The sequence below is a fragment of the Rhodococcus indonesiensis genome, assembly GCF_047782815.1.
In the GTDB taxonomy this organism is placed as follows: domain Bacteria; phylum Actinomycetota; class Actinomycetes; order Mycobacteriales; family Mycobacteriaceae; genus Rhodococcus; species Rhodococcus indonesiensis.
This window is the reverse complement of record NZ_CP180630.1, coordinates 4,033,815-4,058,727: the sequence shown is the minus strand read 5'-3', so window position 1 is coordinate 4,058,727 and position 24,913 is coordinate 4,033,815. Positions and strand designations below refer to the sequence as shown.

General features: G+C 71.7%; 27 protein-coding genes. 11 read left to right on the top strand and 16 right to left on the bottom strand.

Features of this window, described 5'->3' with window-relative positions; all coding sequences use genetic code 11:
• Positions 1 to 7 precede the first annotated feature (7 nt).
• The 3 genes from purU to ACM26Y_RS18575 all read right to left on the bottom strand — a co-directional run bounded on the left by purU (position 8) and on the right by ACM26Y_RS18575 (position 2,450).
• Positions 8 to 895 (bottom strand): formyltetrahydrofolate deformylase, encoded by an 888-nt coding sequence (purU, locus tag ACM26Y_RS18585; RefSeq protein ID WP_003937511.1) that lies wholly within the window; start codon positions 893 to 895, stop codon positions 8 to 10.
• A gap of 43 nt (positions 896 to 938) precedes the next feature.
• Complete coding sequence (locus ACM26Y_RS18580) at positions 939 to 1,790, bottom strand: class I SAM-dependent methyltransferase (protein ID WP_416061544.1); 852 nt, start codon at positions 1,788 to 1,790, stop codon at positions 939 to 941.
• 135 nt (positions 1,791 to 1,925) lie between these two features.
• On the bottom strand, positions 1,926 to 2,450 hold the full coding sequence (locus ACM26Y_RS18575) for a GNAT family N-acetyltransferase (RefSeq protein WP_416061543.1): 525 nt from the start codon (positions 2,448 to 2,450) through the stop codon (positions 1,926 to 1,928).
• Positions 2,451 to 2,514: 64 nt separating this feature from the next.
• Between ACM26Y_RS18575 and deoC the strand changes: the two genes are divergently transcribed.
• Positions 2,515 to 3,180 (top strand): deoxyribose-phosphate aldolase, encoded by a 666-nt coding sequence (gene deoC, locus ACM26Y_RS18570; RefSeq protein ID WP_003937514.1) that lies wholly within the window; start codon positions 2,515 to 2,517, stop codon positions 3,178 to 3,180.
• 13 nt (positions 3,181 to 3,193) lie between these two features.
• On the opposite strand, the gene ACM26Y_RS18565 is transcribed toward deoC, so the two are convergent.
• A complete protein-coding gene (locus ACM26Y_RS18565) occupies positions 3,194 to 3,931 on the bottom strand; it encodes a DUF2993 domain-containing protein (protein ID WP_054374880.1) in 738 nt (245 codons plus the stop codon).
• A gap of 103 nt (positions 3,932 to 4,034) precedes the next feature.
• Here ACM26Y_RS18565 and ACM26Y_RS18560 point away from each other — a divergent pair, with 103 nt between their 5' ends.
• Positions 4,035 to 4,652 carry a type IV toxin-antitoxin system AbiEi family antitoxin domain-containing protein gene (locus tag ACM26Y_RS18560; RefSeq protein ID WP_054374879.1) on the top strand — a complete coding sequence of 206 codons (618 nt, stop codon included), beginning with the start codon at positions 4,035 to 4,037 and terminating at the stop codon, positions 4,650 to 4,652.
• Here the strand turns inward: ACM26Y_RS18560 and ACM26Y_RS18555 are convergent.
• The 3 genes from ACM26Y_RS18555 to ACM26Y_RS18545 all read right to left on the bottom strand — a co-directional run bounded on the left by ACM26Y_RS18555 (position 4,598) and on the right by ACM26Y_RS18545 (position 6,660).
• Entirely contained in the window at positions 4,598 to 5,431 is an 834-nt protein-coding gene (locus ACM26Y_RS18555) for a class I SAM-dependent methyltransferase (RefSeq protein WP_407040995.1), read from the bottom strand. The two genes, ACM26Y_RS18560 and ACM26Y_RS18555, sit on opposite strands and share 55 nt — an antisense overlap.
• Before the next feature lie 7 nt (positions 5,432 to 5,438).
• Entirely contained in the window at positions 5,439 to 5,945 is a 507-nt protein-coding gene (locus ACM26Y_RS18550) for a DUF2505 domain-containing protein (protein ID WP_003937518.1), read from the bottom strand.
• A 211-nt stretch (positions 5,946 to 6,156) separates the two neighbouring features.
• Complete coding sequence (locus ACM26Y_RS18545) at positions 6,157 to 6,660, bottom strand: DUF2505 domain-containing protein (RefSeq protein ID WP_371383446.1); 504 nt, start codon at positions 6,658 to 6,660, stop codon at positions 6,157 to 6,159.
• A gap of 71 nt (positions 6,661 to 6,731) precedes the next feature.
• Between ACM26Y_RS18545 and ACM26Y_RS18540 the strand changes: the two genes are divergently transcribed.
• Together ACM26Y_RS18540 and ACM26Y_RS18535 are read left to right on the top strand one after the other, a co-directional pair.
• The gene (locus ACM26Y_RS18540; protein ID WP_416063707.1) at positions 6,732 to 7,778 is read left to right on the top strand and encodes a UDP-N-acetylmuramate dehydrogenase; all 1,047 of its coding nucleotides are present in this window, start codon (positions 6,732 to 6,734) and stop codon (positions 7,776 to 7,778) included.
• A 101-nt stretch (positions 7,779 to 7,879) separates the two neighbouring features.
• On the top strand, positions 7,880 to 9,049 hold the full coding sequence (locus ACM26Y_RS18535; RefSeq protein ID WP_040782977.1) for a L,D-transpeptidase: 1,170 nt from the start codon (positions 7,880 to 7,882) through the stop codon (positions 9,047 to 9,049).
• Between the two features lie 10 nt (positions 9,050 to 9,059).
• Here the strand turns inward: ACM26Y_RS18535 and ACM26Y_RS18530 are convergent, their stop codons facing one another.
• The 3 genes from ACM26Y_RS18530 to ACM26Y_RS18520 all read right to left on the bottom strand — a co-directional run bounded on the left by ACM26Y_RS18530 (position 9,060) and on the right by ACM26Y_RS18520 (position 11,885).
• On the bottom strand, positions 9,060 to 10,112 hold the full coding sequence (locus ACM26Y_RS18530) for a DUF2804 domain-containing protein (RefSeq protein WP_416061542.1): 1,053 nt from the start codon (positions 10,110 to 10,112) through the stop codon (positions 9,060 to 9,062).
• 5 nt (positions 10,113 to 10,117) lie between these two features.
• A complete protein-coding gene (locus ACM26Y_RS18525) occupies positions 10,118 to 10,867 on the bottom strand; it encodes an SDR family NAD(P)-dependent oxidoreductase (protein WP_003937523.1) in 750 nt (249 codons plus the stop codon).
• A gap of 61 nt (positions 10,868 to 10,928) precedes the next feature.
• Positions 10,929 to 11,885, bottom strand: a complete 957-nt coding sequence (locus ACM26Y_RS18520; protein WP_289377829.1) for a TauD/TfdA dioxygenase family protein — start codon at positions 11,883 to 11,885, stop codon at positions 10,929 to 10,931.
• A 462-nt stretch (positions 11,886 to 12,347) separates the two neighbouring features.
• Here ACM26Y_RS18520 and ACM26Y_RS18515 point away from each other — a divergent pair, with 462 nt between their 5' ends.
• A complete protein-coding gene (locus tag ACM26Y_RS18515; RefSeq protein WP_416061541.1) occupies positions 12,348 to 13,544 on the top strand; it encodes an ROK family protein in 1,197 nt (398 codons plus the stop codon).
• Between the two features lie 78 nt (positions 13,545 to 13,622).
• Here the strand turns inward: ACM26Y_RS18515 and ACM26Y_RS18510 are convergent, their stop codons facing one another.
• The 3 genes from ACM26Y_RS18510 to ACM26Y_RS18500 are packed head-to-tail and all read right to left on the bottom strand — an operon-like array spanning position 13,623 to position 15,930.
• Complete coding sequence (locus ACM26Y_RS18510) at positions 13,623 to 14,657, bottom strand: tocopherol cyclase family protein (RefSeq protein ID WP_416061540.1); 1,035 nt, start codon at positions 14,655 to 14,657, stop codon at positions 13,623 to 13,625.
• A 5-nt stretch (positions 14,658 to 14,662) separates the two neighbouring features.
• Positions 14,663 to 15,124, bottom strand: coding sequence for an SRPBCC family protein (locus ACM26Y_RS18505; RefSeq protein ID WP_416061539.1), 462 nt, complete (start codon positions 15,122 to 15,124; stop codon positions 14,663 to 14,665).
• 23 nt (positions 15,125 to 15,147) lie between these two features.
• Entirely contained in the window at positions 15,148 to 15,930 is a 783-nt protein-coding gene (locus ACM26Y_RS18500; RefSeq protein ID WP_416061538.1) for a PIG-L family deacetylase, read from the bottom strand.
• Here ACM26Y_RS18500 and ACM26Y_RS18495 point away from each other — a divergent pair.
• Positions 15,929 to 17,119, top strand: coding sequence for an MFS transporter (locus ACM26Y_RS18495; protein ID WP_416061537.1), 1,191 nt, complete (start codon positions 15,929 to 15,931; stop codon positions 17,117 to 17,119). The two genes, ACM26Y_RS18500 and ACM26Y_RS18495, sit on opposite strands and share 2 nt — an antisense overlap.
• Before the next feature lie 5 nt (positions 17,120 to 17,124).
• Entirely contained in the window at positions 17,125 to 17,946 is an 822-nt protein-coding gene (locus tag ACM26Y_RS18490) for an alpha/beta fold hydrolase (protein ID WP_040782980.1), read from the top strand.
• Here the strand turns inward: ACM26Y_RS18490 and ACM26Y_RS18485 are convergent.
• Entirely contained in the window at positions 17,921 to 19,099 is a 1,179-nt protein-coding gene (locus tag ACM26Y_RS18485; RefSeq protein WP_416061536.1) for an acyl-CoA dehydrogenase family protein, read from the bottom strand. The two genes, ACM26Y_RS18490 and ACM26Y_RS18485, sit on opposite strands and share 26 nt — an antisense overlap.
• Positions 19,100 to 19,162: 63 nt before the next feature.
• Here ACM26Y_RS18485 and ACM26Y_RS18480 point away from each other — a divergent pair, with 63 nt between their 5' ends.
• From ACM26Y_RS18480 to ACM26Y_RS18465, 4 genes are all read left to right on the top strand, one after another.
• Positions 19,163 to 19,855 carry a winged helix-turn-helix transcriptional regulator gene (locus tag ACM26Y_RS18480; protein WP_054373328.1) on the top strand — a complete coding sequence of 231 codons (693 nt, stop codon included), beginning with the start codon at positions 19,163 to 19,165 and terminating at the stop codon, positions 19,853 to 19,855.
• A gap of 80 nt (positions 19,856 to 19,935) precedes the next feature.
• On the top strand, positions 19,936 to 21,273 hold the full coding sequence (mshA, locus tag ACM26Y_RS18475; protein ID WP_003937532.1) for a D-inositol-3-phosphate glycosyltransferase: 1,338 nt from the start codon (positions 19,936 to 19,938) through the stop codon (positions 21,271 to 21,273).
• Complete coding sequence (locus ACM26Y_RS18470; protein WP_026138013.1) at positions 21,270 to 21,788, top strand: YbjN domain-containing protein; 519 nt, start codon at positions 21,270 to 21,272, stop codon at positions 21,786 to 21,788. The genes mshA and ACM26Y_RS18470 overlap by 4 nt, the downstream gene beginning before the upstream one ends.
• A gap of 379 nt (positions 21,789 to 22,167) precedes the next feature.
• Positions 22,168 to 22,506, top strand: coding sequence for a transglycosylase family protein (locus ACM26Y_RS18465; protein ID WP_003937534.1), 339 nt, complete (start codon positions 22,168 to 22,170; stop codon positions 22,504 to 22,506).
• Between the two features lie 73 nt (positions 22,507 to 22,579).
• Here ACM26Y_RS18465 and ACM26Y_RS18460 read toward each other — a convergent pair whose 3' ends face one another.
• A complete protein-coding gene (locus ACM26Y_RS18460) occupies positions 22,580 to 23,746 on the bottom strand; it encodes a serine hydrolase domain-containing protein (RefSeq protein WP_416063706.1) in 1,167 nt (388 codons plus the stop codon).
• A gap of 135 nt (positions 23,747 to 23,881) precedes the next feature.
• Complete coding sequence (locus tag ACM26Y_RS18455; RefSeq protein WP_416061535.1) at positions 23,882 to 24,886, bottom strand: AraC family transcriptional regulator; 1,005 nt, start codon at positions 24,884 to 24,886, stop codon at positions 23,882 to 23,884.
• Positions 24,887 to 24,913: the final 27 nt, after the last annotated feature.

The following is a 24,913-nucleotide window of genomic DNA, read 5'->3' as shown; positions in this document are numbered from 1 at the left end:
CGAGCCGTCAGCTGAAGACGACGGTCTTGCTGCCGTGCACCAGCACCCGGTCCTCGAGGTGCCAGCGCAGCCCGCGGGCCAGCACCAGCTTCTCGACGTCACGACCGAGGCGCACCATGTCGCCGACGGTGTCGGCATGACCGACGCGCACCACGTCCTGCTCGATGATCGGGCCGGCGTCCAGCTCGGGGGTCACGTAGTGGCACGTCGCGCCGATCAGTTTCACGCCGCGGGCGAAGGCCTGATGGTAGGGGCGTGCGCCGATGAACGACGGCAGGAAGCTGTGGTGGATGTTGATCGCCCGGCCCGCCCAGTGCTCGCACAGCTCGGGCGGCAAAATCTGCATGAACCGCGCCAGCACGACGGCGTGCGGATCGTGCACGTCGACGAGCTTGCGCACCTGCTCGAACGCGGGCCCCCGCTGCTCCGGATCCTTCGGGAAGGACACGTAGTGGAAGTCGATGCCGTGCCGGCGGGTCACCCGTTCGAGGTCGGGATGGTTCCCCACGACTGCGCAGATCTCCGCGTTCAGTTCCCCGGCGGCCACCCGGCCGAGGATGTCGTGCAGACAGTGGCCTTCCTTGCTGACGAGGAGCACCACCCGCTTGGTCTCGCCGGTGTCCTGCAGCGTCCATTCGGTCTCCGGGCCCAGTTCCGCCGCGACGGCCGAGAATCGGTCGCGCAGTTCGTCGAGGCCGAGCGGGATGGACGAGGCGCGCACGGCCTGCCGAGTGAAGAACCAACCGCTGTCGGGGTCCGCGTGATAGCCGGCTTCGACGATCGAGCCGCCCACGTCCGCGAGGAAGGTCGAGATGCGGGCGACGATGCCGGTGGCGTCGGGGCAGCCCAGTGACAGTACATACCGACGGTCGTCGGACGAGGCAGCGGAGGTCATGCCGTCCAGTCTCTCAGGTGGGACCCCGGTCCGATTCGACCGGTCACACCGTCGCGGGGGGCCGCCGGACCGTGGCGGTCCCGACGAGGGTCGTCGCGTCGATCGTGTGCATGCCGCGCTCGGTGACGGCCGCGAGGAATTCGGCGCGCACCGCGGCGACCGCGTCGGTGTCGAGCCCGGCCAGGACCGCCCGCAGGCCCGACCCGGTCACCAGCGCCCAGCACAGCTCGTCGGTGGCGGGCAGCAGGTTCGACAGGGTGCGTACCTCCATCGAGTGGGTGCCGGCGGCCGCGAGCCACGCCTCGAGGGTGCGCGGCAGATCGATCGTCCGCAGCGGCGTCCGCTCCCGCAGCGACGGCCGGCCCGCCACCGCCGGGTTGCGCCGGCCGACGACGTCGAACAGCGTCGCGCTGATCTCCTCCATCGCCCCGGCCCGCCACACGGTCACACCGATCCGGCCGCCGTGCCGCACCAGGCCCACCAGACGATCGAACGCGGCGTCCATGTGGGGCAGCAGGAACACCCCGTAGGAGATGGCGAGCACGTCGTATCCGGCTTCCGGGACCGTGGAGGGCGGTTCCCACGTGGTGGCGTCGGCGCACACGAAGTCGATGTTCTGCAGCGCCCGTTCGGCGGCGACGAGCCGGCCGAGCTCGAGCAGGTCGTCGGCGACGTCGATCGCGTGGACCCGGCCCGTCGGCCCCACGGCCGCGGCGGCGGGCAGCGCCGAGGCGCCGGCGCCGCAGCACACGTCCAGCACCGTCGCGCCGGGACCCGGCCCGAGCTGGAAGACCAGCGCCTGCCCGGCCGGACCCCACACCGTCGGCGTGAGCCGGTCGAAGTCGCCGCTCGCGTCGTCGAAGGTGCTCGCGAGCTGTGCCGTCTCGTCGGTCATGCCTCCTCCTCCTCGGGTTCTCTCCGATCCGCGGTCGGACCCGCGGAGGCCCGACGGAAGTCCAGCCGGTTCATTGTTGCGCCGACCGGGTGGATCTCGCGGCGAACCGCGGAGTGCGCGGAAACGTCCCTCGCGTCAACCGAGGTCGTAGAACGGGGGCGCGTAGCGGAAGACGCCACGTAGCTGCGGCCGGTAGGCGGTGAGCGCACGGGCCTGCAGGTGCGACGCCCAGTCGGGCACGTCGGGTTCCACCCCGAGCTCGGCGGCCGGGACGAACCCGAAGCGCGGGTAGTAGTCCAGGTGCCCGAGCAGCACCACGAGCGGTTCGTCGAGGGCGTCCGCGGCACCGAGCGCCGCGTGCATCAGGGCACCGCCGACGCCGGAGCGCTGCAGCTCCGGCAGCACACCGATCGGACCCAGCGCCAGCGCCGGCTCACCGTCGACCGTCGCCCGGGTGACACACACGTGCCCGACGACCGAGCCTTCGGCTTCCGTTGCAACCAGTGACAGCCGGGGCAGCCACGCCGGGTCGGCGCGCAGCGCCTCGACGAGACCGGGCTCCACCGGTTCCGCGTCCGTGGGGGTGAGCGCCGCGAACGCGGCGCGGTGCACGTCGGCGATCGCGGGGACGTCGGCGGGGAGTTCTCGTCGGACGATCACGACAGCAGTGTGGACACCGGCGCCGCCCCGGGCAACCGGATATCGCTGTGGAAAGCTGACGGGCATGCCGGAGACCACCCTCACCCGTGCCCGGGTCGCCGCGATCGTCGACCACACCCTGCTCAAGCCCGAGGCGTCGGGCGCCGACGTGCGTGCGCTCGTCGACGAGGCCCGCGAGCTCGGCGTCTGGTCGGTGTGCGTGTCGCCGTCGATGTTGCCGCTGCGGACGGACGGACTCGTCGTCGCCACCGTCGCGGGGTTCCCGTCGGGCAAGCACCATTCGCTGATCAAGGGCGCCGAGGCCAGACTCGCCGTGGATCAGGGGGCCGCCGAGATCGACATGGTCATCGATGTCGGCGCGGCCGTCGCCGGCGACTACAACGCGGTGCTCGCCGACATCCTCACAGTGCGCGAGGCGATCGGGTTCGACCCCGTCCTCAAGGTCATCATCGAGTCGGCCGTGCTGTCGGACGAGGCGATCGTGGAGGTATGTCGGTGCGCCGAGCGGGCGGGCGCGAACTTCGTCAAGACGTCCACCGGGTTCCATCCCGCCGGGGGCGCCTCGGTGCACGCGGTGCGGCTGATGGCCGAGACCGTGGGCGGTCGGCTCGGCGTCAAGGCCAGCGGCGGCATCCGCACGGCCGAGGCGGCGCTGGCCATGATCGAGGCCGGCGCCACCCGGCTCGGCCTGTCCGGAACCCGCGCGGTACTCGACGACCTGCCCGAGTGAGTGGGCCGCGTCCTCAGCAGTCGAGCTGGTTCTGCGACTGCTGACCGGCCGGCGGCTCCGGCATCGTGTAGGCGCCGCCCTCGAGCGTCACCTCGATGCCGGAGTCGGTGACCGCCACGGACGTCGCCTGCATGTCCAGCGGGTACTGCTGCAAGCTCTCGGTGAGGATCTGGACGATGCCGTCGACCAGCGCTGTCGGCAACCCGATGCCGAACAGCGACGCGTCCACCGTCTCGATCGCGATCGTCCCGTTCCGGGCCGCCGGCCGCACGGTCAGTTCCGCCAGCCCGGCGCCGCCCACGGTGAAGCGGAGGGTGCCCGCGTTCGCGTCCGGGGTGACGTCGGTGATCAGCGAGCCGAGCGGCAGCGTCTGCACGGTCGCGAGAATGCCCGACGACGGCCACACGACCTCCGCGCTCGAGCTGCCGATCGTCCCGGCGCCGGCGGCGCTCTCCCGTAGGTCCACGTCGCGAACCACGGCGTGTACCTGCATCTCCTGGGCAGGGCCGAACGCCGTGTCGTCGCTGTCGAGCGTGACGGACGAGACCTGCTTGTCGACGAGCGAGAGCAGCACCGGTTTCCATCCCAGGTCCACGTCGACGTTCGTGCCGAGTTCGCTTTCGAACGACTGCGCGAGGCAATTGGTGGCGCGGTTGCGGGCGTACACCTCGGCACCCACGAGTACCGCGACCAGCACGACGGCGAGGACGATGCCGATGGTGGCGAAGGGGACACGCTTCCGGTTCGTCATGAGATCGGATTGTCCCGAAGAACTCTGAGGAAGGTCTGTGAAGATGCGCAGCCGGGACGAGAAAGTGTGAGGTGGGACACAGTTGTTCGGGTACTGTGGCGGCATGACGGGCTGGACGGAACCTGAACACGACGCCTCCGGCCGGGTGGATCCGGACGAGGCCCTGCGACACACCGCGCTCGCGCAGGCGGGCTTCTTCACCACGCGACAGGCCGTGGCCCACGGCATCGCCACCATCGACTTCGTCGGCCGGATCGCGGCCGGGCACTGGATCCGGATCCAGACGGATCTGTTCCGGCTCGGCGACAGCCCGCACACGAAGTTCGACGAGTTCGCTCAGTGGTGCGCCTGGTACGAGGGCGCGGCAGTGGTCTCCCACCAGAGCGCGGCCGACCTGCACGGTATGGGCCACCTGCAACCCCGATTCCTGCATCTGTCGACGGCCGATCAGCGGACGGTGCCGAGCAACCGGCTCGCCCTGCACCACCGGCAGCTGCGCGAGCAGGACTGTGAGCAGGTCGGATGCTTCCGCATCACGACCCCCGCGCGAACCGCCGTCGACCTGGCGGCGGGCGGAGTTTCACAGGAGGTGCTCGACGAACTCGTCGGCGACGCGATCGCGATCGGACGGGTGACCTCGGCGCAGCTGCACGCCGCGGTCGTCGATCAGCCCGCGGCGGTCGCGGACCGCATCGAGCTGGCGCTGCTCGCCGCCGGCTGAGCCGTCGCGGGGGCGACGAAGTCCCATGGGACGGTCAGCACACAGTCCCGCAGTCGACGGCGTTGTGGTGCCGCCGGCACCCCCTGGGCACGCAACAGTTCCAGCGTCGCGCGCCAGCGCATTCGCGGTCCGAACGCCGCGTGCGGCGCCGCCGCCGCCCAGGCGCGATCCGCCGCCTGCAGCAGCTCGTGGATCCGTTCCCCCGGCACGTTGCGGTGGATCAGCGCCTTCGGCAGACGCTCGGCCAGGTCCGACGGTGTGGCCGAATGGAACGGGCTCCACGCCATGGTGAGCGTGCGCGGTCCGTGCTCGTCGAGCAGCACCCAGGCGCACCGCCGACCCAGTTCGTCGCACGTGCCGTCGAGCAGCAGCCCGCCCGGTGCGAGCCCGGCCCGCAGCCGAGCCCACGCCGGCGCCACCGCCTCCTCGGGGTACTGACGCAGCACGTTGAACGCGCGGATCAGCACCGGCCGGAGCCCGGCCAGCTCGAAGCCCCCGCGGGCGAACTCCACGCCGTCACGGCCCGGCACCACCCGCTCGGGATCGATCTCGAGACCCACCACCCGCAGCCTGCGACGCACCGTGCGCAGCCGCGCGGCCAGTTCGAGGGTGGTCACCGGCATCGCGCCGTAACCGAGGTCGACGACGAGCGCATCGTCCCGCGAGTGCAGAACGCGGGCCACGTCGGGATGGTGCATCAGCCAGCGGTCGCTGCGGCGCAGGCGATTGATGCCCGTGGTGCCGCGGGTGACGACACCTTCCGGGCGCGGGACGCGCACTGGGGAACTATCCGAACCGGCGCGCGAGCCAGTCGGCGGTGATCTCCGCCTCGGTGCGGAACAGGTCGACGAGGTTGACGAGCATGAGCTGTTCGAGTTTGCCGCCGATGAACGGCAGGAAGACCTTGGCCTCCGACGTGGTGCGCAGGGTGCTGCCCCCGTCGGAGGCGAACAGTTCCATCGTGCCGGTGAGGCTGCCGGGCCCCGCGGGGACCGAGGCCTGGTAGCTGCCGGTGATCGTGTCGCCGAGGGGGGTGTACGTCTCCTTGCGGGTGATGACCATGTCCTTCTTCATCACCGTCCGGGCGATCTCGGGCAGTTCCGTGCGGGGCAGGACGTGGTGCAGGACCAGGTCGATACCGTCGTCCGACACTTCGAACTCCGCGAGATGGTTCTCGGAGTACTTGCGCATCTCCACGATGCGCGCCTCCCAGTGCGTGCGGTCCGAGAGCGCCTCGTACACCTGCTCCGGGCTGTACGGATAGCGGGCGGAGTAGTCGATTCGCCGTGCCATGACAGCCGAGGTTACCGGTTCGTTACCGAACGACGGAAATCGTCACGGCTCCGCAACGGCACGTCGGTGCGGTGCGGACAGCCGCCGGTGCGGCTCGGGACTGCCGTCAGTGAGGTGCGGACTGCCGCCGGTGGGGTTCGGACTGCCGCCGGTGTGGTTCGGACTGCCGCCGGTGTGGTTCGGACTGCCGCCGGTGTGGTTCGGACTGCCGTCAGTGGGGTTCGGACAACCACTGCTCGGTGAAGGTGCGCTCGATGTCGAACAGCTCGACGATCTGCTCGACGATGATGCCCTCGATCTTGCCGCCGAGAAAAGGGATCCGCACCTCGGCGGTGCCGTCGATCTCCACGATGGTGCCCGAGCCGTCCGGAGCCATCGTGGACGTGCCGTCCACCTTGCCCGGCAGCCCGTCCACGTGCGCGGAGAAGCGGCCCGTCGCGCGGTCCCCGGTGAGCGGCTGCCACGACTCGTGCCGATGGATGACCAGGTCGCCGGGATGGAAGTTGGTGACGAAGCTCGGCAGGTGCTCCGCCGGGATCGACTGGGTCATGTGCAGGTCGATCGTCCCGTCACCGGTGCGCACGTCCTCGAGCGTCGCGCCCGGGCCGCCGATCTCCGCCAGGCGGGTCCGCCAGTAGTTCTCGTCGACGAGCGCCGCGTGCACCGTGGCGACGGGGGACGCGTAGTGCGAGTAATGGTCGATGCGGCTGCCCATGGTCGGCACGCTACCGTTTGCGGGTGTCTGATCCGCGTATTGGGGCCCAACTCGTCGAGGCGGGCGCTGCCGTGTCCGAGCACGTGCCGCTGTCGACGCTGACCACGCTGCGGCTGGGTGGTCCGGCGCGGTGGCTCGCCGAGTGCACCACCACCGACACGCTCGTCGAGGCCGTCCGCCTGCTCGACGCGGCGCGTGTCCCCACCCTGGTCCTGGCGGGGGGCTCCAATCTGGTGATCGGCGACGCCGGGTTCGACGGCGTGGTCGTGCGCATCGCGACAACCGGGATCGAAGCGGGCGAGGACACCGTCCGCGCCGAGGCGGGTGCGGTGTGGGACGACGTCGTCGCCCTCACCGTGAAGTCCGGCCTCGGGGGGCTCGAGTGCCTGTCGGGGATCCCCGGCTCCACCGGCGCGACCCCGGTGCAGAACGTCGGCGCCTACGGGGTGGAGGTCGGATCGGTCCTGCGCGCCGTACGGCTGCTCGACCGCACCAGCGGCGACGTCCGGTGGGTCGGCCCCGGGGAACTCGGACTCGGCTACCGCACCAGCGTCCTCAAACACTCCGACGACGCGCTGGTGCTCGAGGTGGACCTCGCCGTGCGGCCGGACGGGACGAGTGCACCGCTCGGCTACCGGGAGCTGGCGTCGGCCCTCCACGCCGAGGAGGGGGAGCGGCGCCCGGCCGCGGAGGTACGCGAGCAGGTGCTGGCGTTGCGCCGCGGCAAGGGCATGGTGCTCGACCCGGGCGACCTAGACACCTGGAGCGCCGGATCGTTCTTCACCAACCCAGTGCTCTCCGACGACGAGTTGTCCCGGGTGCTCGCGGTCGTCGAGGAACGTGTCGGGCCCGACGTGCGGATCCCGCGATTCCTCGCGGACGGCGGCACCAAGCTCTCCGCGGGGTGGCTGATCGAGCGGGCCGGGTTCGGCAAGGGCTTCCCCGGTCCCGACGCGCCGGTGCGGCTGTCCACCAAGCACACCCTCGCGCTCACCAACCGGGGTTCCGCGACCACCGCGGATCTGGTGGCCCTCGCCCGGGAGGTCCGCGACGGCGTGCAGGACGCGTTCGGGGTGCGGCTCGAGCCGGAGCCGGTGACCGTGGGCTGCGTGATCTGACGATCGACAGCCGCTCGGCGCCCAGCCGTCCGCTGTGACGGTCGTCGGAGCGGATGGCTGCGGACGGCGCGGATGCGGGCCCGCGGCGTACCCTCGTCGGAGTGCATGACCTGGGTGAACGACGTCGTCGGTTGTTGTGGTCGGCGGTACTCGCGCTCGTCGCGGTGCTCGCGGCGTGCTCGTCGGGCGGGGGCGCGGTCCCGGCCGAGCCCCAGCCGATCGCGGCGGTCGCCACCGACCCGGTCGACGGTGCTACCGGGGTCGACCCCACCGCCCCGGCCCGGGCCTCGGTCACCGACGGCGAGTTCACCGACGTCGCGCTCACCAACACCGGCACCGGCACCGTCGTGCGCGGCGCACTGTCCGCCGACCGCCGGAGCTTCACCGTCGCCGAGCCGCTCGGCTACGGCGCGACCTACCGCTGGTCCGGCACGGCCGTCGGCTCCGACGGCCGGCCCGCGCCGGTCGAGGGCAGCTTCGACACGGTCGACCCCGACCGGATCGTCGCCGCGACCCTCGACATCGCCGACGGCCAGGAGGTCGGCATCGCCGCACCGATCGTGGTCCGGTTCGACGGCCCGATCGCGGACCGGGCCGCCGTCGAGAAGGCACTGGCGGTGACGACCGATCCGCCGACGATCGGCAGCTGGGCGTGGCTGCCCGACGGCGACGGCGGCGCCCAGGCCCACTGGCGGCCGCAGCAGTACTGGGTGCCCGGCACCGCAGTGCACCTCGACGCACGCCTGTACGGCCTCGACTTCGGCGACGGTGCCTACGGCGCGGAGGACCTCACACTCGACTTCACGATCGGTCGCAGCCAGGTCGTCGTAGCCGACGCCACGTCGCACCGCATGCAGGTCGTGCGCGACGGGGCGACGATCATGGACATCCCGGTGAGCTACGGGCAAGGCAACGAGGCCCGCAACGTCACCCGTAGCGGGATCCACGTGGTCACCGAGAAGCACGCGGACTTCCTGATGTCCAACCCGCCGTACTACGAGAACGTACGGGAGCGCTGGGCGGTGCGGATTTCCAACAACGGCGAGTTCATCCACGCCAACCCCGCGACCCTCGGTCAGCAGGGCGCGACCAACGTCACCAACGGCTGCATCAACCTCTCGCTCGGGGACGCCCAGGCGTATTTCGAGACGGCGATGTACGGCGACCCGGTGGAGGTATCCGGAACCTCGATCGAACTGTCCGCTGCGGACGGCGACCTCTACGACTGGGCTATCGACTGGCCCACCTGGCAATCGATGTCCGCGCTGTAGGAGACGCGAACTACCAGCGGTTGTGCACCTTCTCGGCGAATCCGAGAAGGTCGCGCACCTCGAGCCGGACACCGTCGTCGAGCGTGACGCGTCCGGTGAACCGGCCGAAGACCTGATGCTGCGTCGAGCGCAGGACGAGGGCGTTCACGTCGGCGGCACGGTCGAGGATCGGCTCGAAGCTCATCTCGAACCGGTCGTCATTGCTCGCGAACCGCCACGGAGCGCCGTCGTAGGTGCCGTGCGGAAGGTGGAACTGCACCCGGTCCAGCTTGTGCGCCACGCCGTCCACCAGGACCATGTTCTCGCTGCCCGCGGTGGTGTCGCCGAAGCCGTAACCGACGGTGAACCCGAAGGGACGCCCCTCGTGCCGTCCCGATGCGGAGGCCCAGAACCAGGTGTTGTCGTAGGTCCACACTCCGCGGCCCCAGTCGAACACCCCGGATGCCGACGCGGGGTCGAAGGTGTGCTCACGACCGGCGAGCGTGACGGTTCCGGCAGCGGAGAGGCCGGGGAACTTCTGGTTGTAGTAGAACGCCCGATCGTCGCCGGGGAACGGGAGCGCGACGACCATCCGCTCGTCGCCGGGCGGGGTGAGCACCACCTCGCCCGACAGACCCCGTCCGCCCGCAAATCCGGGATGCCGGACGACCAGGCGCCGGGCGCCGTGCTCGTGCCGGAACTCCAGGCGGATGCCGCGCCGGTCGACGACCACTTCGCCAGCGTCCGCGGAGGCAGGCAACCGCAGCCGTCCCAGCGGAAACGGGACCATCACGTTCTCGGTGGTCTCCGTGCGGCCGGTCAGGTCCAGCCAGCTCACGCCGAGCAGGCCCAGGTAACCGTTGTCGGCGACGGTCAGCGCGAGACCGAACGGACCGTCGTCGCCGTCGGCGAGCACGCAGTAGTAGTCCCACTCCTTGATCCGCCACCGTGGCACCGCGATCCGGGAACGGTCGTAGGTGCGGACCTCGGAGCCGGCCCATCCGGCCTCGGCGAGACGGCCCCGCCCGTCGAGCAGCGGGCCCGGGGAGAGGCGGTGCTGCCCGGCGTCCCCCGAGATCTCCACCGGTTCTACTCGGCGGTGCGGTGGAAGCGCATGGGGCTGGCCTGGTCGCGCGGCTGCACGATGATCTGGTCCAGGTTCACGTGCGGCGGGCGCGACGCGACGAACCCGACGATCTCGGCGATGTCCTCGGCCACGAGCGGGGTGATGCCCTCGTACACCTTGGCGGCGCGCTCGGCGTCACCTTCGAACCGCACGAGGGAGAACTCGGTCTCCACCGCGCCCGGCGCGATCTCGGTCAGGCGCACCGGCTTGCCGAGCAGCTCGCCGCGCAGCGTCCGGTGCAGCACCGCCTGGGCGTGCTTGGCGGAGGTGTAGCCCGCACCGTTGTCGTAGGCATGGAACGCCGCCACCGACGTGATCGTGACGATCAGGCCGTCGCCGGAGTCGACGAGCTTCGGCAGCAGGGCCTTCGTCATCCGCAGGGTGCCGAGGACGTTCGTCTCCCACATCCAGCGCCAGTCGTCGAGGTCGGCCTCGGCGACCGGGGCCATACCCTTGGCCCCGCCCGCGTTGTTCACGAGCACGTCCACCCGCGGGAGCACCGTCGTGAACGCGGTCACCGAGTCCTCGTCCGTGACGTCCAGCTCGAGGGCCGTACCCCCGATCTCCTCCGCGAGCTTCTCGATCCGGTCGACGCGACGAGCGCCGACGACGACGTGGAAGCCCTGGGCTGCGAGGGTGCGGGCGCTGGCCTCGCCGATGCCGGAGGAGGCACCGGTGACGACGGCGACGCGGGAATCGGGAGAAATCGTCATGCGAGCGATCCTAGGGTGCCCCGGGTGCGGTCGCGCGGGGTCCGCGCGACCGCGGCACCCGCTACGACGCGAGCGGCCGGGGCGTCTCGATGATCGAGTAGGCGCTCGCGTCGCCGGCGACGGACCGGCTCGCCTCGCCGTGCACGCTCACCGGGACGTCGCCGGCGAGGGTGATGCGGTGCAGCCGACGGTGCAGACCGTCGTAGTCGGCGACGGCGTAGTGCTGCGTGGCCCGGTTGTCCCACACCGCCACGTCCCCGGCGGCCCAGTGCCAGCGGGTGGTGTACTCGAGCCGGGTCTGGTGGTCCTGCAGCAGCCGGAACAGCGCCTGCGACTGCCGGCCGCTCAGCCCGACGAACCCCTCGACGAAGTGGCCGAGCAGCAGCGACCGCGCTCCGGTCTCGGGGTGCACGCGCACCACGGGATGCTCGGTCGCGAAGTACTCGGACCGGAACTCGGCGCGGTACTCGGCGACCCGCTCGTCGGCGCCGTCGCGGAGATGCTCGGCGCTCTCGGCGGCGTAGTCGTACACGTTGGTGTGGGTGGCCCACAGGTTCTCGGCCAGTGTCTTCAGCGGCGCGGGCAGCCCCTCGTAGGCCGCCACGCCGGACGCCCACGTGGTCGAACCGCCGTAGGCGGGCAGTTCCACCGCGCGCAAGATCGACGCCTTCGGGATGCGGTCGACGAACGAGACGTCGGTGTGCCAGCTGTTCGCTCTGCCGTAGTCGGAGTCGATGGGTAGCACGTGCTCCCCGCGCGACGTCACCGTCGGGTGCGCGGTAGTCGGCGTGCCGAGCAACTCGGCGAACGCGTACTGCGACGCGTCGTCGAGGTGGTGCTGTTCCCGGAAGAAGATCACCTTGTGCTCGGCCAGGGCGCGACGGATCGCTTCGACGGTGGGGCCGTCGAGGTCGCCGCCGAGCCGGACTCCGTCGATGCGGGCACCGATGTGCCCGCCCAGGCGGACCACGGTCACGTCGCGAACGCGTGCGGTGTGGGTATCGAAATCGACAGACATGGACTGCCTTTCGTGGATCGGATGTCGGTACCGTCGACCTCATCACCGGTGCTGTTCCGGCGTAAGGGTTTTCGTCACCGTGATCGGGACCGTTGCCTGCGCGTCGCCGGTCGGAGTGGACACGGCGGCGCCCGGCGGCTAGGTTGCGGGGTATGCCAGCTCGCCGTCTCCGTCCTCCGCGGGTCACCTATGTGACCGCCGCGCTGGGCTCGCGGCTGCCGCTGGCGCGCGAACTGTGTTGTCGCTGACACCGCACCTCGCGCCCCGCTTCGTCTCCTGCCGTCACCCGGCGGATCGCTACCCTCGCGGTCGAGCGGATCGGCGCCTCCCCGTCACGCCCCGGGTCTTCGGACCCGCCCCCGAGGAAGAGCCGCAGTGTCTGCAGCAGCTACATCGAATGTTCTGTACCCCAATGCCGTCCGTCCGAAGCCCGGGGTCCGGTCCCGCGGCGCCACCGTCCGTGTGCGATCGACTGCGCGCGCGCAGATCGTGCCGCCCGAACTGAAGCTCGCCGACGGCGCCGCCGCGGCGGTGTTCCGCGCCGCGGCGGCGCGCGGGCCGATCTGCCGCGACCAAGCGGCGGCGACGACGGGCGCGAGCATCGCCACCGTCAACCGGCAGGTGTCGGCGCTGCTCGCCGCGGGTCTGCTGCGGGAACGGCCGGATCTGACCGTGCCCGGCGCCGTCGGCCGGCCTCGGGTGCCGTTCGAGACCGACCACGAGCGCTACCTGACCGTCGGGATCCACATCGGTGCGGCCGTCACCGGCATCGTCGCGAGCGATCTGCGCGGGCGCGTGATCGGCGCGGTGGAGATCCCCACCCCGCGCGGCGGCCAGGAAGCGGCGCTCGGGGTGATCACCAGCAGCGCCCGGGCCTTCGCGGCGCGCTGGCATCGGCGCACGCCGCTGTGGGCAGGCGTCGCGCTCGGCGGGCGCGTCGACTCGGCCACCGGAACCGTGGACCATCCGCGGCTCGGCTGGGCGGATGCGCCCGTCGGAACCGTGGTGGGCCGGGGTCTGGGCCTGCCGGTTTCCGTCGCCGCGCACGTCGAGGCGATGGCCGCGTCGGAGCTGCTGCTCACCCCCGACCGCGACACCGCCGACGTCGAGGGCGCCACCCTGTACTTCTACGCCCGCGAGACAGTCGGTATCGCAATCGCATTCGACGGCCGGGTGCACACGCCACGCGGCGGCCCGGGTTCGGTGTCGCACCTGCCGACGGGATCGTCGGTGCCGTGCGCCTGCGGTGCCCGCGGTTGCCTCGAGGCCACCGTCGCCGACCGGGCGGTGCTGGCCCGGGCGCGGGAGGCCGGGTTGCTCGACGCACGTGCCACGTCCATCGCCGCGCTGTACACGCTGGCCCGCAACGGCTCTCGCGAGGCCCACGAGATCCTCGTGGAGCGGGCGCAGATACTGGGGCGGTCCGTCGCGATGCTCCGTGACCTGTTCAATCCGGACCGGGTGATTCTCGGCGGCCAGGCGTTCACCGCATACCCGGCGGCCGCACCGCACGTCGCGCGTGCGCTCGGGGCGCCGTCGGGCGCCGACGTCCGAGTCACCGGATTCGGCGACCGGGTACAGGCGCACGCCGCGAGCGTGGTGTCCTTGAGCTCGCTGTACTCCGATCCGCTGGGGGCGATGCGCCGGGCACTGGGCTGAGCCGCGCACGAAATAGCTATGCGCGCATGCAATTTCATGTGCGTGTGACCGGGGAGCGCGCGGATCCGGGGCCGCCGGTCATCGGCTGCGCAGTGGCGGACCGTCCGTGGCGCCCGCCGGCGCAGCCCGACGGTCCAGTTCGGCCCGGGCGCGCGCCAGACCGCCGTGTTCGAGTGCCGCGAGGGGGGACTCGTCCGCCCACACCGGTGTGCCGCGGTCGCGGACGGTCACGCTCAACGAGCCCGCCAGGTGCTCGAGGGAGCCGGGCACGTTGCGGCGTTCGAGCGGCAGCGGGACCGGCAGCACGTGGGCGTCGCCCAGAGGGGCGGTCGCCTCGATCTCGACGGTCCACCGCGGACCGCGGCCGAACAGCGACCACCGTTCGTCGGTGACGTGTGCCCGCACCGGGGAGACCACCGGGTTGCCGAGCCGGATCACAGGTCCGTCCGGCAGGGCGACGACCACGGCCGTCACCTCGGTCCGCAGGGGACCGGCGTGGACCTGCCCGCCGGCGAAGGCGACGCATGCGGCGGAGTCCGCGAACCCGTGCGCCTGGCCCCACCACCACGACTCCGGGAAACCGCCCCTGCCCCAGTTCTTCTCCGCGTACACCTGGGCGCCGTCGAGGTTCCAGGTCTCGCCGCCGAGCACGGCCTCGCCTACGGCCCGGCCGTCGAGCAGCCACGGGTGCCAGTACTGGTTCAGCGCGGGAACCGCGTGGAAGATGCTGGATCCGCCGAATCGGCGACGAGGCCACGGCCGGGGCGCCGTCACGCGCACGTCGAGGCGGGCGTCGTCGCCGAGGTCCACGCGCAGCCGGTCGCGTTCCCCGTGGAATGCCGTGCCCGCCGATGCGCCGAGCCGCAGGGGGTCGGCGAATCCGTCCGGGTACGCCGTCGTCCGCAGGAATCCGCCCGGGTGCGCCGCCAGGCCGAGCGTCGCCCACGACCCGTCGCCGGCCTGGTTGACGCCGCACAGCGCGATCACCACCCGCCCGGTTCCGGGTTGGGTGAACCGCCAGAAGTATCCCTCCATCGCGACGTCGTGCGCCGCGAGGGGATCGCCGAAGGGCAGGTCGGCGCCGGTGGCGCGGTAACGCGAATACAGCGACACGACGCTCAGATCCCGGCCCGGGCCGCGGCCGCGATGTCGTCGAGGTCCCGGCGCAGCGCCGTGCGCGTCACCCGCATGCCCAGGGGAGCGAGGAGCGCAGTCAGCGCCCGCCGGATCCGGCCGGGACGGTCGTCGTCCGCGGAGAACCGCACGGTCAGCATCGTGCCGGCCCGATCCGGGGCCACGTCGAACTCGGTGCGGTAGCGCACCCCGCCGGATTCGGCCTCGACGACCGTGTGCCGCCCGGGCTCCACGGCCGTCACCGTCATCTCCTCGGTTGCCGCTCTGCCGAACATCCTGCGTGTCTCGCGCCAGCGGGTGCCGACCTCGTAGCCGACGCCTGCGAGCCGTTCGACACTGTCCACCCCGCTCAGCACCTGCGGGGCCGAGTCGACGGAGGTGAGCACCCGCCACACCCGGTCGGATGGGGCGTCGACGGAACGGCTCAGTTCGATGTGGTGGCCCATTCGTGCTCCTTCGGTCGGGTCGGTCACAGCGGCAGGGCGTGCTCCCGCAGCGCCTGCTCCGCGCCGCGTCGGCGGAACCACTCGAGCCCGAACGCGCTCGCGAGCTGTTCCGGTGTCATCGCCAGCATCGGCCCGAAGTCGCCCACCTGCGAGGCGTGCGCGAGCATCGCCGCCCGTTTCGCGGGGATCGTCGCGGACACGTCGATCGTGGTGGTGATCTCGGTCTCGGGCAGGCCGAAGGTGTCCAGATCCGGTGGCGCCGCATCCGGGCCCATCTCCGGGGCGGCGGCGAGCAGACGACGGATGTGGTCCCGGTTCATGGCCGCCTCGTACACCGACGGGTGCGCCGTCAGCTCCTGGGCCCGGGCGCCGACGCGGTGCACCTGCACGTGGTCGGGGTGCCCGTACCCGCCGTTGGGGTCGTAGATGGTGACGACGTCGGCGCTCTCCTCCTCGAGCACCGTTGCGAGGCGCGCTGCGGCCGCCGCCACGTCGACGTTGCAGAACGCCGCCGGGTCCGAGTTCCGTGGCGTCCCCGCCATGCCCGAATCGGCGTAGCCGAGCGGAACCAGGCGGGCGACCCCGAGCGCCTCGGCCGACGCCTCGAGTTCGGCGCGGCGGCGCTGGGCCAGGGATTCGCCGGGCCCGAGCAGACCGTCGGGAACCTCGCCCGCGGCGCCGTCCGTCGCGACGACCAGCACCACCCGATGTCCCGCGTCCGCGGCCAGACGCATCACCCCGCCGGTGGTGAACACCTCGTCGTCGGGATGGGCATGGAAACACACCAGCACGCTCACGTACTGCATGCTGGCACGAATGCGCTCCTACCGTGCACTGTTCACCGCGCCGGGTGCCGCCGCGTTCTGCCTGGCGGGGTTCGTCGCGCGGCTGCCGATCGCGATGGTCGGCATCGGCATCGTGACGATGTTCTCGCAGCTCCGCGGCGACTACGGCCTCGGCGGAGCGGTGGCCGCGGTGTTCGCGCTGTCCTACGCCGCGCTCACCCCGCTGGTCTCGCGGGCCGCCGACCGGCACGGGCAGTTCCGCGTCTTACCGGTCGCCGCCGGGATCAGCGCGACCGCGACGGTCACGATGCTGGCGGGGGTGCGGTGGGAGGCACCCGAGGCGCTGCTGTTCGCGTGCGCGATCCCGGCGGGACTGATGCCTACCATCGGTGCCATGGTCCGGGCCCGGTGGACCGAACTGCTCCGCGGCACCGACCGGCTGCGGACCGCGTTCGCGCTCGAGGCGGTGATCGACGAACTGTGCTTCATCGTCGGGCCGGTGCTGTCGGTGGGACTGAGCGTCGCCGCGTTCCCCGAGGCGGGCGCGTTGCTCGGGGCGGTGCTGCTGGTGATCGGCACCGTCGCCCTCGCCGTGCAGCGCGGCACCGAACCGCCCGCGCGCCCGGTCGTCGGGGGTGTGCCCGGTGTGAGCGTGCTGCGGATCCCGGTGCTCGTCGTGCTCGTGGTCGCGATGACGGCGATGGGCACGATCTTCGGCGTCGTCGACGTGGTCGGGGTCGCGTTCACCGCCGAGCACGGCGTGCCCGGCGCCGCGACCGTGGTGCTGGCGATGTTCGCGACGGGATCCGCGCTCGGCGGCCTCGTCTTCGGTGCGGTGCGGCTGCGGGCACCGCTGACACGGCAGCTGCTGGGGGCGACGACGGCCGTCGCGGTGCTGCTGTGGCCGCTGCTGCTCGCCGGCACCGTGCCGGCCCTCGCCGTGCTCTACCTGGCGGCCGGGGTGGCCGTCGCCCCCACCATGATCGTCGCGACCTCCCTGACCGAGCGGATCGTGCCGCCGGGCCGGCTCACGGAGGGCATCACCTGGACGGTCACGGGACTCGGGGTCGGTGTCGCGGTCGGCTCCGCCGTCGTCGGTCAGGTCATCGACCGGTCGGGGCCGAGCGCGGGCATCGCGGTCGCCGTGGTGGCCGCGCTCGTCGGGTGCGCGTGTGCCGCGGGAGTGGCGCGGCTCGCCCGGCTAGGGTGACCCGCATGACAATCCGTGAGGTCGAGAGTTCCGACGGCACCCCCATCGTCTACCGCGCCATCGGCGATCCCGCCCATCGTCCCCTGGTCCTGCTGCACGGATGGGCCCAGTCGTCGCGGTGCTGGGGCGAGTCCGTGCTCGACGAGCTGGCCCGCACCCACCGGGTGATCGCCGTCGACCTCCGCGGACACGGGTACTCGGGCGCCCCGGAGACCGGATACGACGAGTCGAAACTGTGGGCCGCGGACGTGCAGGCCGTGCTCGACGCCGAGAACGCCCACGGCGCGGTGCTGCTCGGCTGGTCCTACGGCGGCCTGGTGATCTGCGACTACCTCGCGACCCACGGCACCGATCGCGTCGCCGGGATCGTGCTCGTCGGCGCGATCACCAGCATCGGGCGCGGCGAGAAGGGCGGCAAGGTCGGGTCGGCCATGCGCGCCGCCGTCCCCGATGCGATGTCCGAGGACGCGGCGACGGCGATCCGCGCACTCGGTGCCTTCGGCACCGCCCTCACCGGGACCGGGGCGGGCACGGGTGTCGCGGCGCAGGCGCTGTTCGGCACCAGCCTGTGCACCCCGCCCCGCGTGCGGGCGGCGATGTTCGCCCGGACGGTGAGCAACGACGAGCTGCTGCGCAGCCTCGACACCCCCGTGCTCGTCCTGCACGGCACCGCCGACTCGGTCGTCGACGTCTCGGCCGCCGAGCACGCGGCGGCACTGCTGCCGAACGCGACGACCTCGTACTGGGAGGGCACCGACCACGGTCCGTTCGTCGAGGACCCGCAGCGGTTCGCCGCCGAGGTCACGCGCTTCGCGGCAGCGCTGTAGCGTCCACCGATTCGAGCGCCTGCGTCCCGGCGAGCAGGAGCGTCTCCTCCGGCGTGAGCGGGTGGAACTTCACCCCGCGCACGTCGCGATAGCACTGTTCGAGCGGGCTGGACCGGTAGAAGCCGCGGCCCCCGGCGACGTCGAGCGCCAGGTCGCACACCTCGATCGCGGTGCGTGCGATCTCGGCCTTGGCGGTCATCACCGCGGCGACCGTGCTCATCGACGGCACCGGATCGTCGCCGACGACGTCGAGGGCACCGTCGAGGGCCCACGACGCGACCTGCAGGCGGGTGGCCGCCACCCCGAGCTGGCGGCGCACCGTCGGGTCGTTCGCCCGCGGGGTCCCGGCGACGAGGGCGGTTGCGTGCGCGTGCGCGGTCTCGGCGACCCCGAGATACACGGCTGCGACCACGGGCATGGCGACGCTGAGCACCAGCTGGAACGGCGGGTCGATCACCCCGTAGGGGCGGCGGGCGGCCACGGCCGCGTCCGGGACGAACACGTCGGTCAGCTCGACGTCGTGGCTGCCGGTGCCGCGCATGCCCAGTGAGTCCCAGTTGTCGTGGACTCGTACCCCGTCGGTGCTCATCGGGATCATCATGTTGAGCACGATGCGGCCCTCGTCGGGGTCGTCGAACGGGAACATGGTGGCGAGCACGTCGCCGACGGGGGCCTGGCTGCAGAACACCTTGCGGCCGTCGACACGGTAGCCGCCGGGCACCTTCCGGGCGGTCCCACGGGGGTGGGTCTGGTCGGCGCCACCGGTGGAGACGAGCACGATCGCCTCCTCGGCGACGCGGCGCAGCATCCGGTCGGCGCCGGGCGCACCGTGCCGGTACCGCCATGCGGCGGCGAGCACGACATGGTGGTGCATGGCCGAGGCGAGCGCGGTCGCCGCACAGTGGTGCGCCAGGGTGCGCTGCACGGTGGCGACGTCGCGCACGGTCGCGCCGTCGCCACCGAGTTCGCGGGGGACGGCGAGGGCGAGGCGGCCCTCCGAGCGCAGGATCTCGTAGGCCTCGGCGACGAACGTGCCGTCGCGGTCGTGGGCGCGGGAGTAGGGGGCGATCCGCCGGCCGAGTTCGTCGGCGCCGGCACCGAGTTCCTCGCGGGGCCGGGAGCGGGGGTACTGGGTGATGTCTACGGTGGTCATGTCTCGACGGTAGGAGGGCAGATCGATGCCGCCCAGTGCACGTTCTGGACCTACTCTGGAGGTGTGCGCGAGTACGGGCAGTACTGTCCGGTCTCGATCGGCAGCGAAGTGCTCGCCGACCGGTGGACCCCGCTGATCCTGCGCGAAATGGTCTACGGAAGTACCCGCTTCAACGAGATCGAGCGTGGTCTTCCCGGCATCTCGCGCACCCTGCTGGCCACCCGGTTGCGGCACCTCGAGCGCAAGGGCGTGCTGGTACGGGTTCCGCAGGCGCGGGGCTGCGAATACCATCTCACCCCCGCCGGTCGTGAGCTCGCCCCGATCCTCGTCGCGATCGGGGAGTGGGCGGTGAAGTGGTTGTTCTCCGAGCCGCTGCCCGCCGAGGTCGACCCCGTGACACTGACCTGGTGGATGCACCGCCGGGTGGACCGGGACCGGGTGCCCCCGCAGCGGGTGGTGATCGAGTTCGACTACACCGGTCCCGCCCCGATCCGGTTGTGGATCGTCCTGGACCGGGGCGAGCCGTCGGTGTGCCGGAAGCATCCGGGCTTCGACGTCGACGTCTACGTGACCGCGGAACCGGTGGCCCTGATGCGCGTGTTCGCCGGCACCCGGACGCTGACCGAGGCGCTCGACGACGGCAGCGTGCGAGTGCACGGCCCGGCCGCGCTGGTGCGCGGGTTCGGCGTCTGGTTCCTGTGGAGCCCGTTCCACGCGGCGGTGCGCCGCGCAGTCACGGGCTCCGGGGGTTCCTGACCGGTCGGGTGCGACGTCGCGCAGACGAACCGGTCGGGGGCGGAACCGGGCGGGGATGCCCGGCAGGGCAGTATGGAGAAGTGACGTCGAAGTCGAACAGCCGTCCCCGCCGCGTGGCCGTCCTGTCGGTCCACACCTCGCCACTCGCGCAGCCCGGTACGGGGGACGCCGGCGGTATGAACGTCTACGTTCTGCAGACCGCGGTGCAACTCGCGCGCCGCGGGGTGGAGGTGGAGATCTTCACCCGGGCGACCTCCTCGGCCGACCCCGTCGTGCAGGAGGCGGCACCCGGCGTGCTCGTGCGCAACGTCGCCGCCGGTCCCTACGAGGGGCTCGACAAGCACGACCTGCCCACACAGTTGTGCGCCTTCGCCGCCGGGGTGCTGCGGGAGGAGGCCCGGCATCCGCAGGGCTACTACGACCTGGTGCACTCGCACTACTGGCTGTCCGGCCAGGTGGGCTGGCTCGCCCGCGACCGGTGGGGTGTCCCGCTCGTGCACACCGCCCACACCCTCGCCGCCGTGAAGAACGCCTCGCTCGCCGACGGTGACGTGCCCGAACCGGCGGCCCGGCAGATCGGCGAGCAGCAGGTGGTCGCCGAGTCCGACCGTCTCGTCGCCAACACGGTCGACGAGGCGGCGCAGCTCGAGCGCAGCTACGGTGCCGACCCGTCGCGGATCGACGTGGTGGCACCGGGCGCGGACCTGTCCCGCTACCGGCCGGGGGACCGGGCACTCGCCCGTGCCGAGCTGGGACTGGATCCGAACGAGACGATCGTGACGTTCGTCGGCCGTATCCAGCCGCTCAAGGCGCCCGACGTGCTGCTGCGCGCCGCCGCGGCGGCGATGGCCGCCGACCCGGAGGTGCCCCTGCGGGTGCTGGTGGTGGGCGGGCCCTCGGGCACCGGGCTCGAGCGCCCGCACTCGCTGATCGACCTGGCCGCCGAGCTCGGGATCGCCGCCCGGGTGACGTTCCTGCCCCCGCAGCCTCCCGAGCGCCTGGTGCAGGTCTATCGCGCGTCGGACGTGGTGGCGGTGCCGAGCTACTCCGAATCGTTCGGCCTGGTGGCGATCGAGGCGCAGGCGTGCGGGACCCCGGTGCTGGCGGCGAACGTCGGCGGCCTCGGCGTCGCGGTGCGCGACGGCGAGACCGGGCTGCTCGTCGACGGGCATCGCACGAGCGACTGGGCGGCCGCGCTGCGCTCGCTGGTCACGGATCCGGGTCGGCGGGCAGTGCTGGCGGCGGCAGCGCCGCTGCACGCGGAGAACTTCTCGTGGGAGCACACGGCGGACGGGCTGCTCGCCAGTTACCGTAAGGCCGGTGCGCTGCGGAACCGCTCTCTCGGGAGCGGCGAGTTCCCGCTGCGACGGCAGCGCGGAGTGTGGAAGATCCGGCGGACGACGGGGGTGCGGGCGTGAGCGAGCGACTGAGCGAGACGATCGAGGCGACGCTGCGCGATCGCGGCCTCGAATTCTCCCGCAAGGAGGGTGGGCACTTCGTCGTCGACCTCCCGGGGGAGAACAAGCTCAAGACGACGACCCTGCTCTCCCTCGGCAACCACGGCCTGCGGGTCGAGGCGTTCGTGTGCCGCAAGCCCGACGAGAACTTCGAGGGCGTGTACCGGTTCCTGCTCCGGCGCAATCGGCGGCTGTACGGGGTGGCGTACACCCTCGACAAGATCGGGGACATCTACCTCGTAGGCCGGATGTCGGAGGCATCGGTCACTCCGGACGAACTGGACGCGGTGCTCGGCCAGGTGCTCGAAGCTGCCGACCACGACTTCAACGTCATTCTCGGACTCGGTTTCCTCGCCTCCATCAAGCGGGAGTGGGAGTGGCGGGTCTCGCGAGGCGAGTCGCTTCGCAACCTCGAACCCTTCCGCCACCTGATCGAGGACGGCCGGCCCTTCGTGGTGGAGGACGCGCAGCCGTAACGGCGCGATATCGGTGACCCGTCCCACAATAGTACTGTGAGGCTGGTCACATAACGGCCGTGTAACTACGCGGTTTCGAAACGGCGATATCTCGGATGTCACCTGGGAAAACGCCGCAGCCCGATCTTGGAATGTGAGACGCGCGTGCCGGAAAACAGCGCGTGACCGATCCGTGATGACTCTCTAGCGTCGTAATCAGCCCGATACCACCGGGCAAGCAAGACCGGCCCGTCGCCGCTGACTCTGCCCCGCGGGACCGGAACTCGATACCAGATCGAGGGGCAGGGACGAGGCACAGATCCGAATCCGGGCAGCGGGATCGACATCGTCGGCCGCCGCAGTGCCTCGCCAGCAGACGCGAGAGGAATTCAACCGCATCATGGCTAACTTCACCTTCAAGCGCGCCCTCGGCACCGTCGCCGCCACCGCGGCCCTGGCCGTCACCCCGTTCGCCCTCGGCACCGGCACCGCGAACGCCGCGTCCGGCAACTGGGACGCCGTCGCACAGTGCGAGAGCAGCGGCAACTGGGCGATCAACAACGGCAACGGCTACCACGGCGGCCTGCAGTTCGCTCCGAGCACCTGGAACGCCTACGGCGGCCAGCAGTACGCCCCCACCGCCGACCAGGCGACCCGCGAGCAGCAGATCGCCATCGCCGAGAACGTCCTGGCCGGCCAGGGACGCGGCGCATGGCCGGTGTGCGGTCAGTACCTCTGATCCCACACACCCGGCTCGCGCCCGTAGCAGCCGAACGAGCCCCGCGTGCACCGCACGCGGGGCTCGTCGCATCTCACCGGCTCGCCACACGTCGGTAGGCGGCGGTCTCGAAGTCGAGGTAGCCCTGGAACGAGACGGCGTCCGCGAACGGCAGGATCTGCGTGGCCCAGAAGCCGCCGAGCCCGTTCTCCCGGTCGATCCAGTAGTAGAGATTCGCCAGACCCGCCCAGCCGAGCGCGCCGGCCGGACGGCCCGTCGGCGCCGGCTCCTCGTTCACCAGGAATGTGTACGCCCAGTTCTTGGCCAGGCCGGGGAAGAACTCCGCATCGTTCGACAGGGCCGGGACGACCCCCGGGAGCGCGGTCACCTGCTGCCCGTCCAGGCCGCCGCGCACGGCATCGGCGACCGTCGCAGGCGAGAGAACCCGGTCACCGCCGGGGGCCGCGCCGTCGCGCAGCCACATCCGGATGAACTTCAGGTAGTCCGGCACAGTGGTGTAGAGCCCGTGGCCGCCCATGTGGATCTCGGGGTCCTGGGGCAGCACCATCTCCGGCATCGGGGCGAGTGCTCCGTCCCCGTTGCGCTGGTGGACGACGGCCAGCCGCGCGCGCATGTCGTCGGTGAGCGCGAACGCCGTGTCGTCCATCTCGAGCGGCTCGAAGATCCGCTCGTGCATGACCTCGCCGAGGCGCCGGCCCCGCACGGTTTCCACCACGAGACCACACCAGTCGATGTTCGAGCCGTACATCCACCGCTCGCCGGGATCGAACAGCAGCGGTGTCGTCAGCGCGGCCTTCGATCCCGTGATCACGCTGGGCTGACCGTGCTCCTCGGCCAGGCGCCGGTAGTTCTCGTCGAAGAAGTCGTACCCGAAGCCGGCTGTGTGGAGCAGCAGCATGCGGGTGGTGACGTCGCGCTTCGGTGCGCGCAGCAGGGGCGCTCCGTCCGCTCCGAAACCCTCGAGAACCTGGAGGTCCCCGATTTCCGGGACGTAGCGGGCGGCGGGGGCGTCGAGGTCGAGCAGGCCCTCCTCGACGCACTGGAGTGCGGCGGTGCCGGTGATCGCCTTGGTCGTGGAGAAGGCGGCGAACACGGTGTCCGTCGTCATCGCCGAGCCGGAGCCTGCTGCCCGTTCCCCGGCCACCCCTTCGTACACGACGCCCTCCCGGTCGGTGAGCATGGCCACCACACCCGGTAGGCCCGTCGGGCGGTGGGTGAGTTCTCGCAGGGCTGCGTCCATCGTGGTCGCGAAGTCGTCTGTCACGGTTCCTCCTGTGTGCGGTCCGCCGCAGACCGGCGTCGGAGGTGGACGCTACGGACGGCGTTGTGACGCGGGCCACCTCGGATCGGCACGCGCGTCGTCGGATTCCGGCAGTCAGCGTCCGCGGGCCCGGGCGAGCGTGCGCGACGGGTTCTCGCCGAATCGGCGACGGTAGGCGGCGGCGAAGACCCCCATGTTGACGTAGCCCCAGCGGGCCGCCACCGCCGAGACGGTGCACTCGGCCGACGGGGTGGAGAGCTCGTCGCGGATGTGCCGCAATCGCACGTCGGTGAGATACCGGTTCGGCGTGGTGTCCAGATGACGGCGGAACGCCCCCGACAGGGCGCGCACGCTGACACCCACGGCGGCGGCGACCTCGGAGACCGTGGGCAGGTCCGCGGCGTGCTCGCGAATGTAGCGCTCCGCGTGCCGGACGTATGCCGGGGCGGCCGGCGGTTCGTCGCAGTCGAGCGCGACGCCCGCCGCGGCGGCCCACTCGGTGACGAGGTGACCGAGGAGCAGCTCCTGCAGGTGGGCGCCCGGCCGGCCCTGCGCGATCCGCACCGGATCGGCCCGGATCGCGCGGACCGCATAGGCGAGCAGCGTGTTCCAGCCCGACTCGGTCCCGACGACGCACTTGTGCTGCCACAGGCGGTCGTCGGGGACGACACCGAACCAGCGGTCGGCGAGGTCGGCGATGAGCCGATGCGGCACAGTCAGATTCAGCTGCAGATGGTCGTCGTCGAAGTCGACGCGATGCTCGATGCGGCTGCAGTCGGCCACGAACGTGGCGCCGGAATCGACCTCCACCGCGCCCGCTCCGACCCGGTGCCGCGCGTGACCACGGATCGTCGTGAGCACGAGGATGTTGCCGGCCTCGGCCGAGAGCCGATCGACGGTCACCGGAATTCCGTAGCGGAACCGGGTGAGCACGATCTCGCCGATCGACGCGGAGAACATGCTCGATCGCGGGTGCAGCAGGCGTCCGCTCGGCCGCACGCGATAGGGCATGTACACCCGGTCCGACCACGCCCGGATCTCGTCCCAGTCGGTCGAGACCGTCGCGGGCGAGGAGCCGCGACCGGAGAACGGGTCCAGCGAGTGCACGACGTCCGTCATCCGGTCGAGCCTAGGGTGCCGGACCGG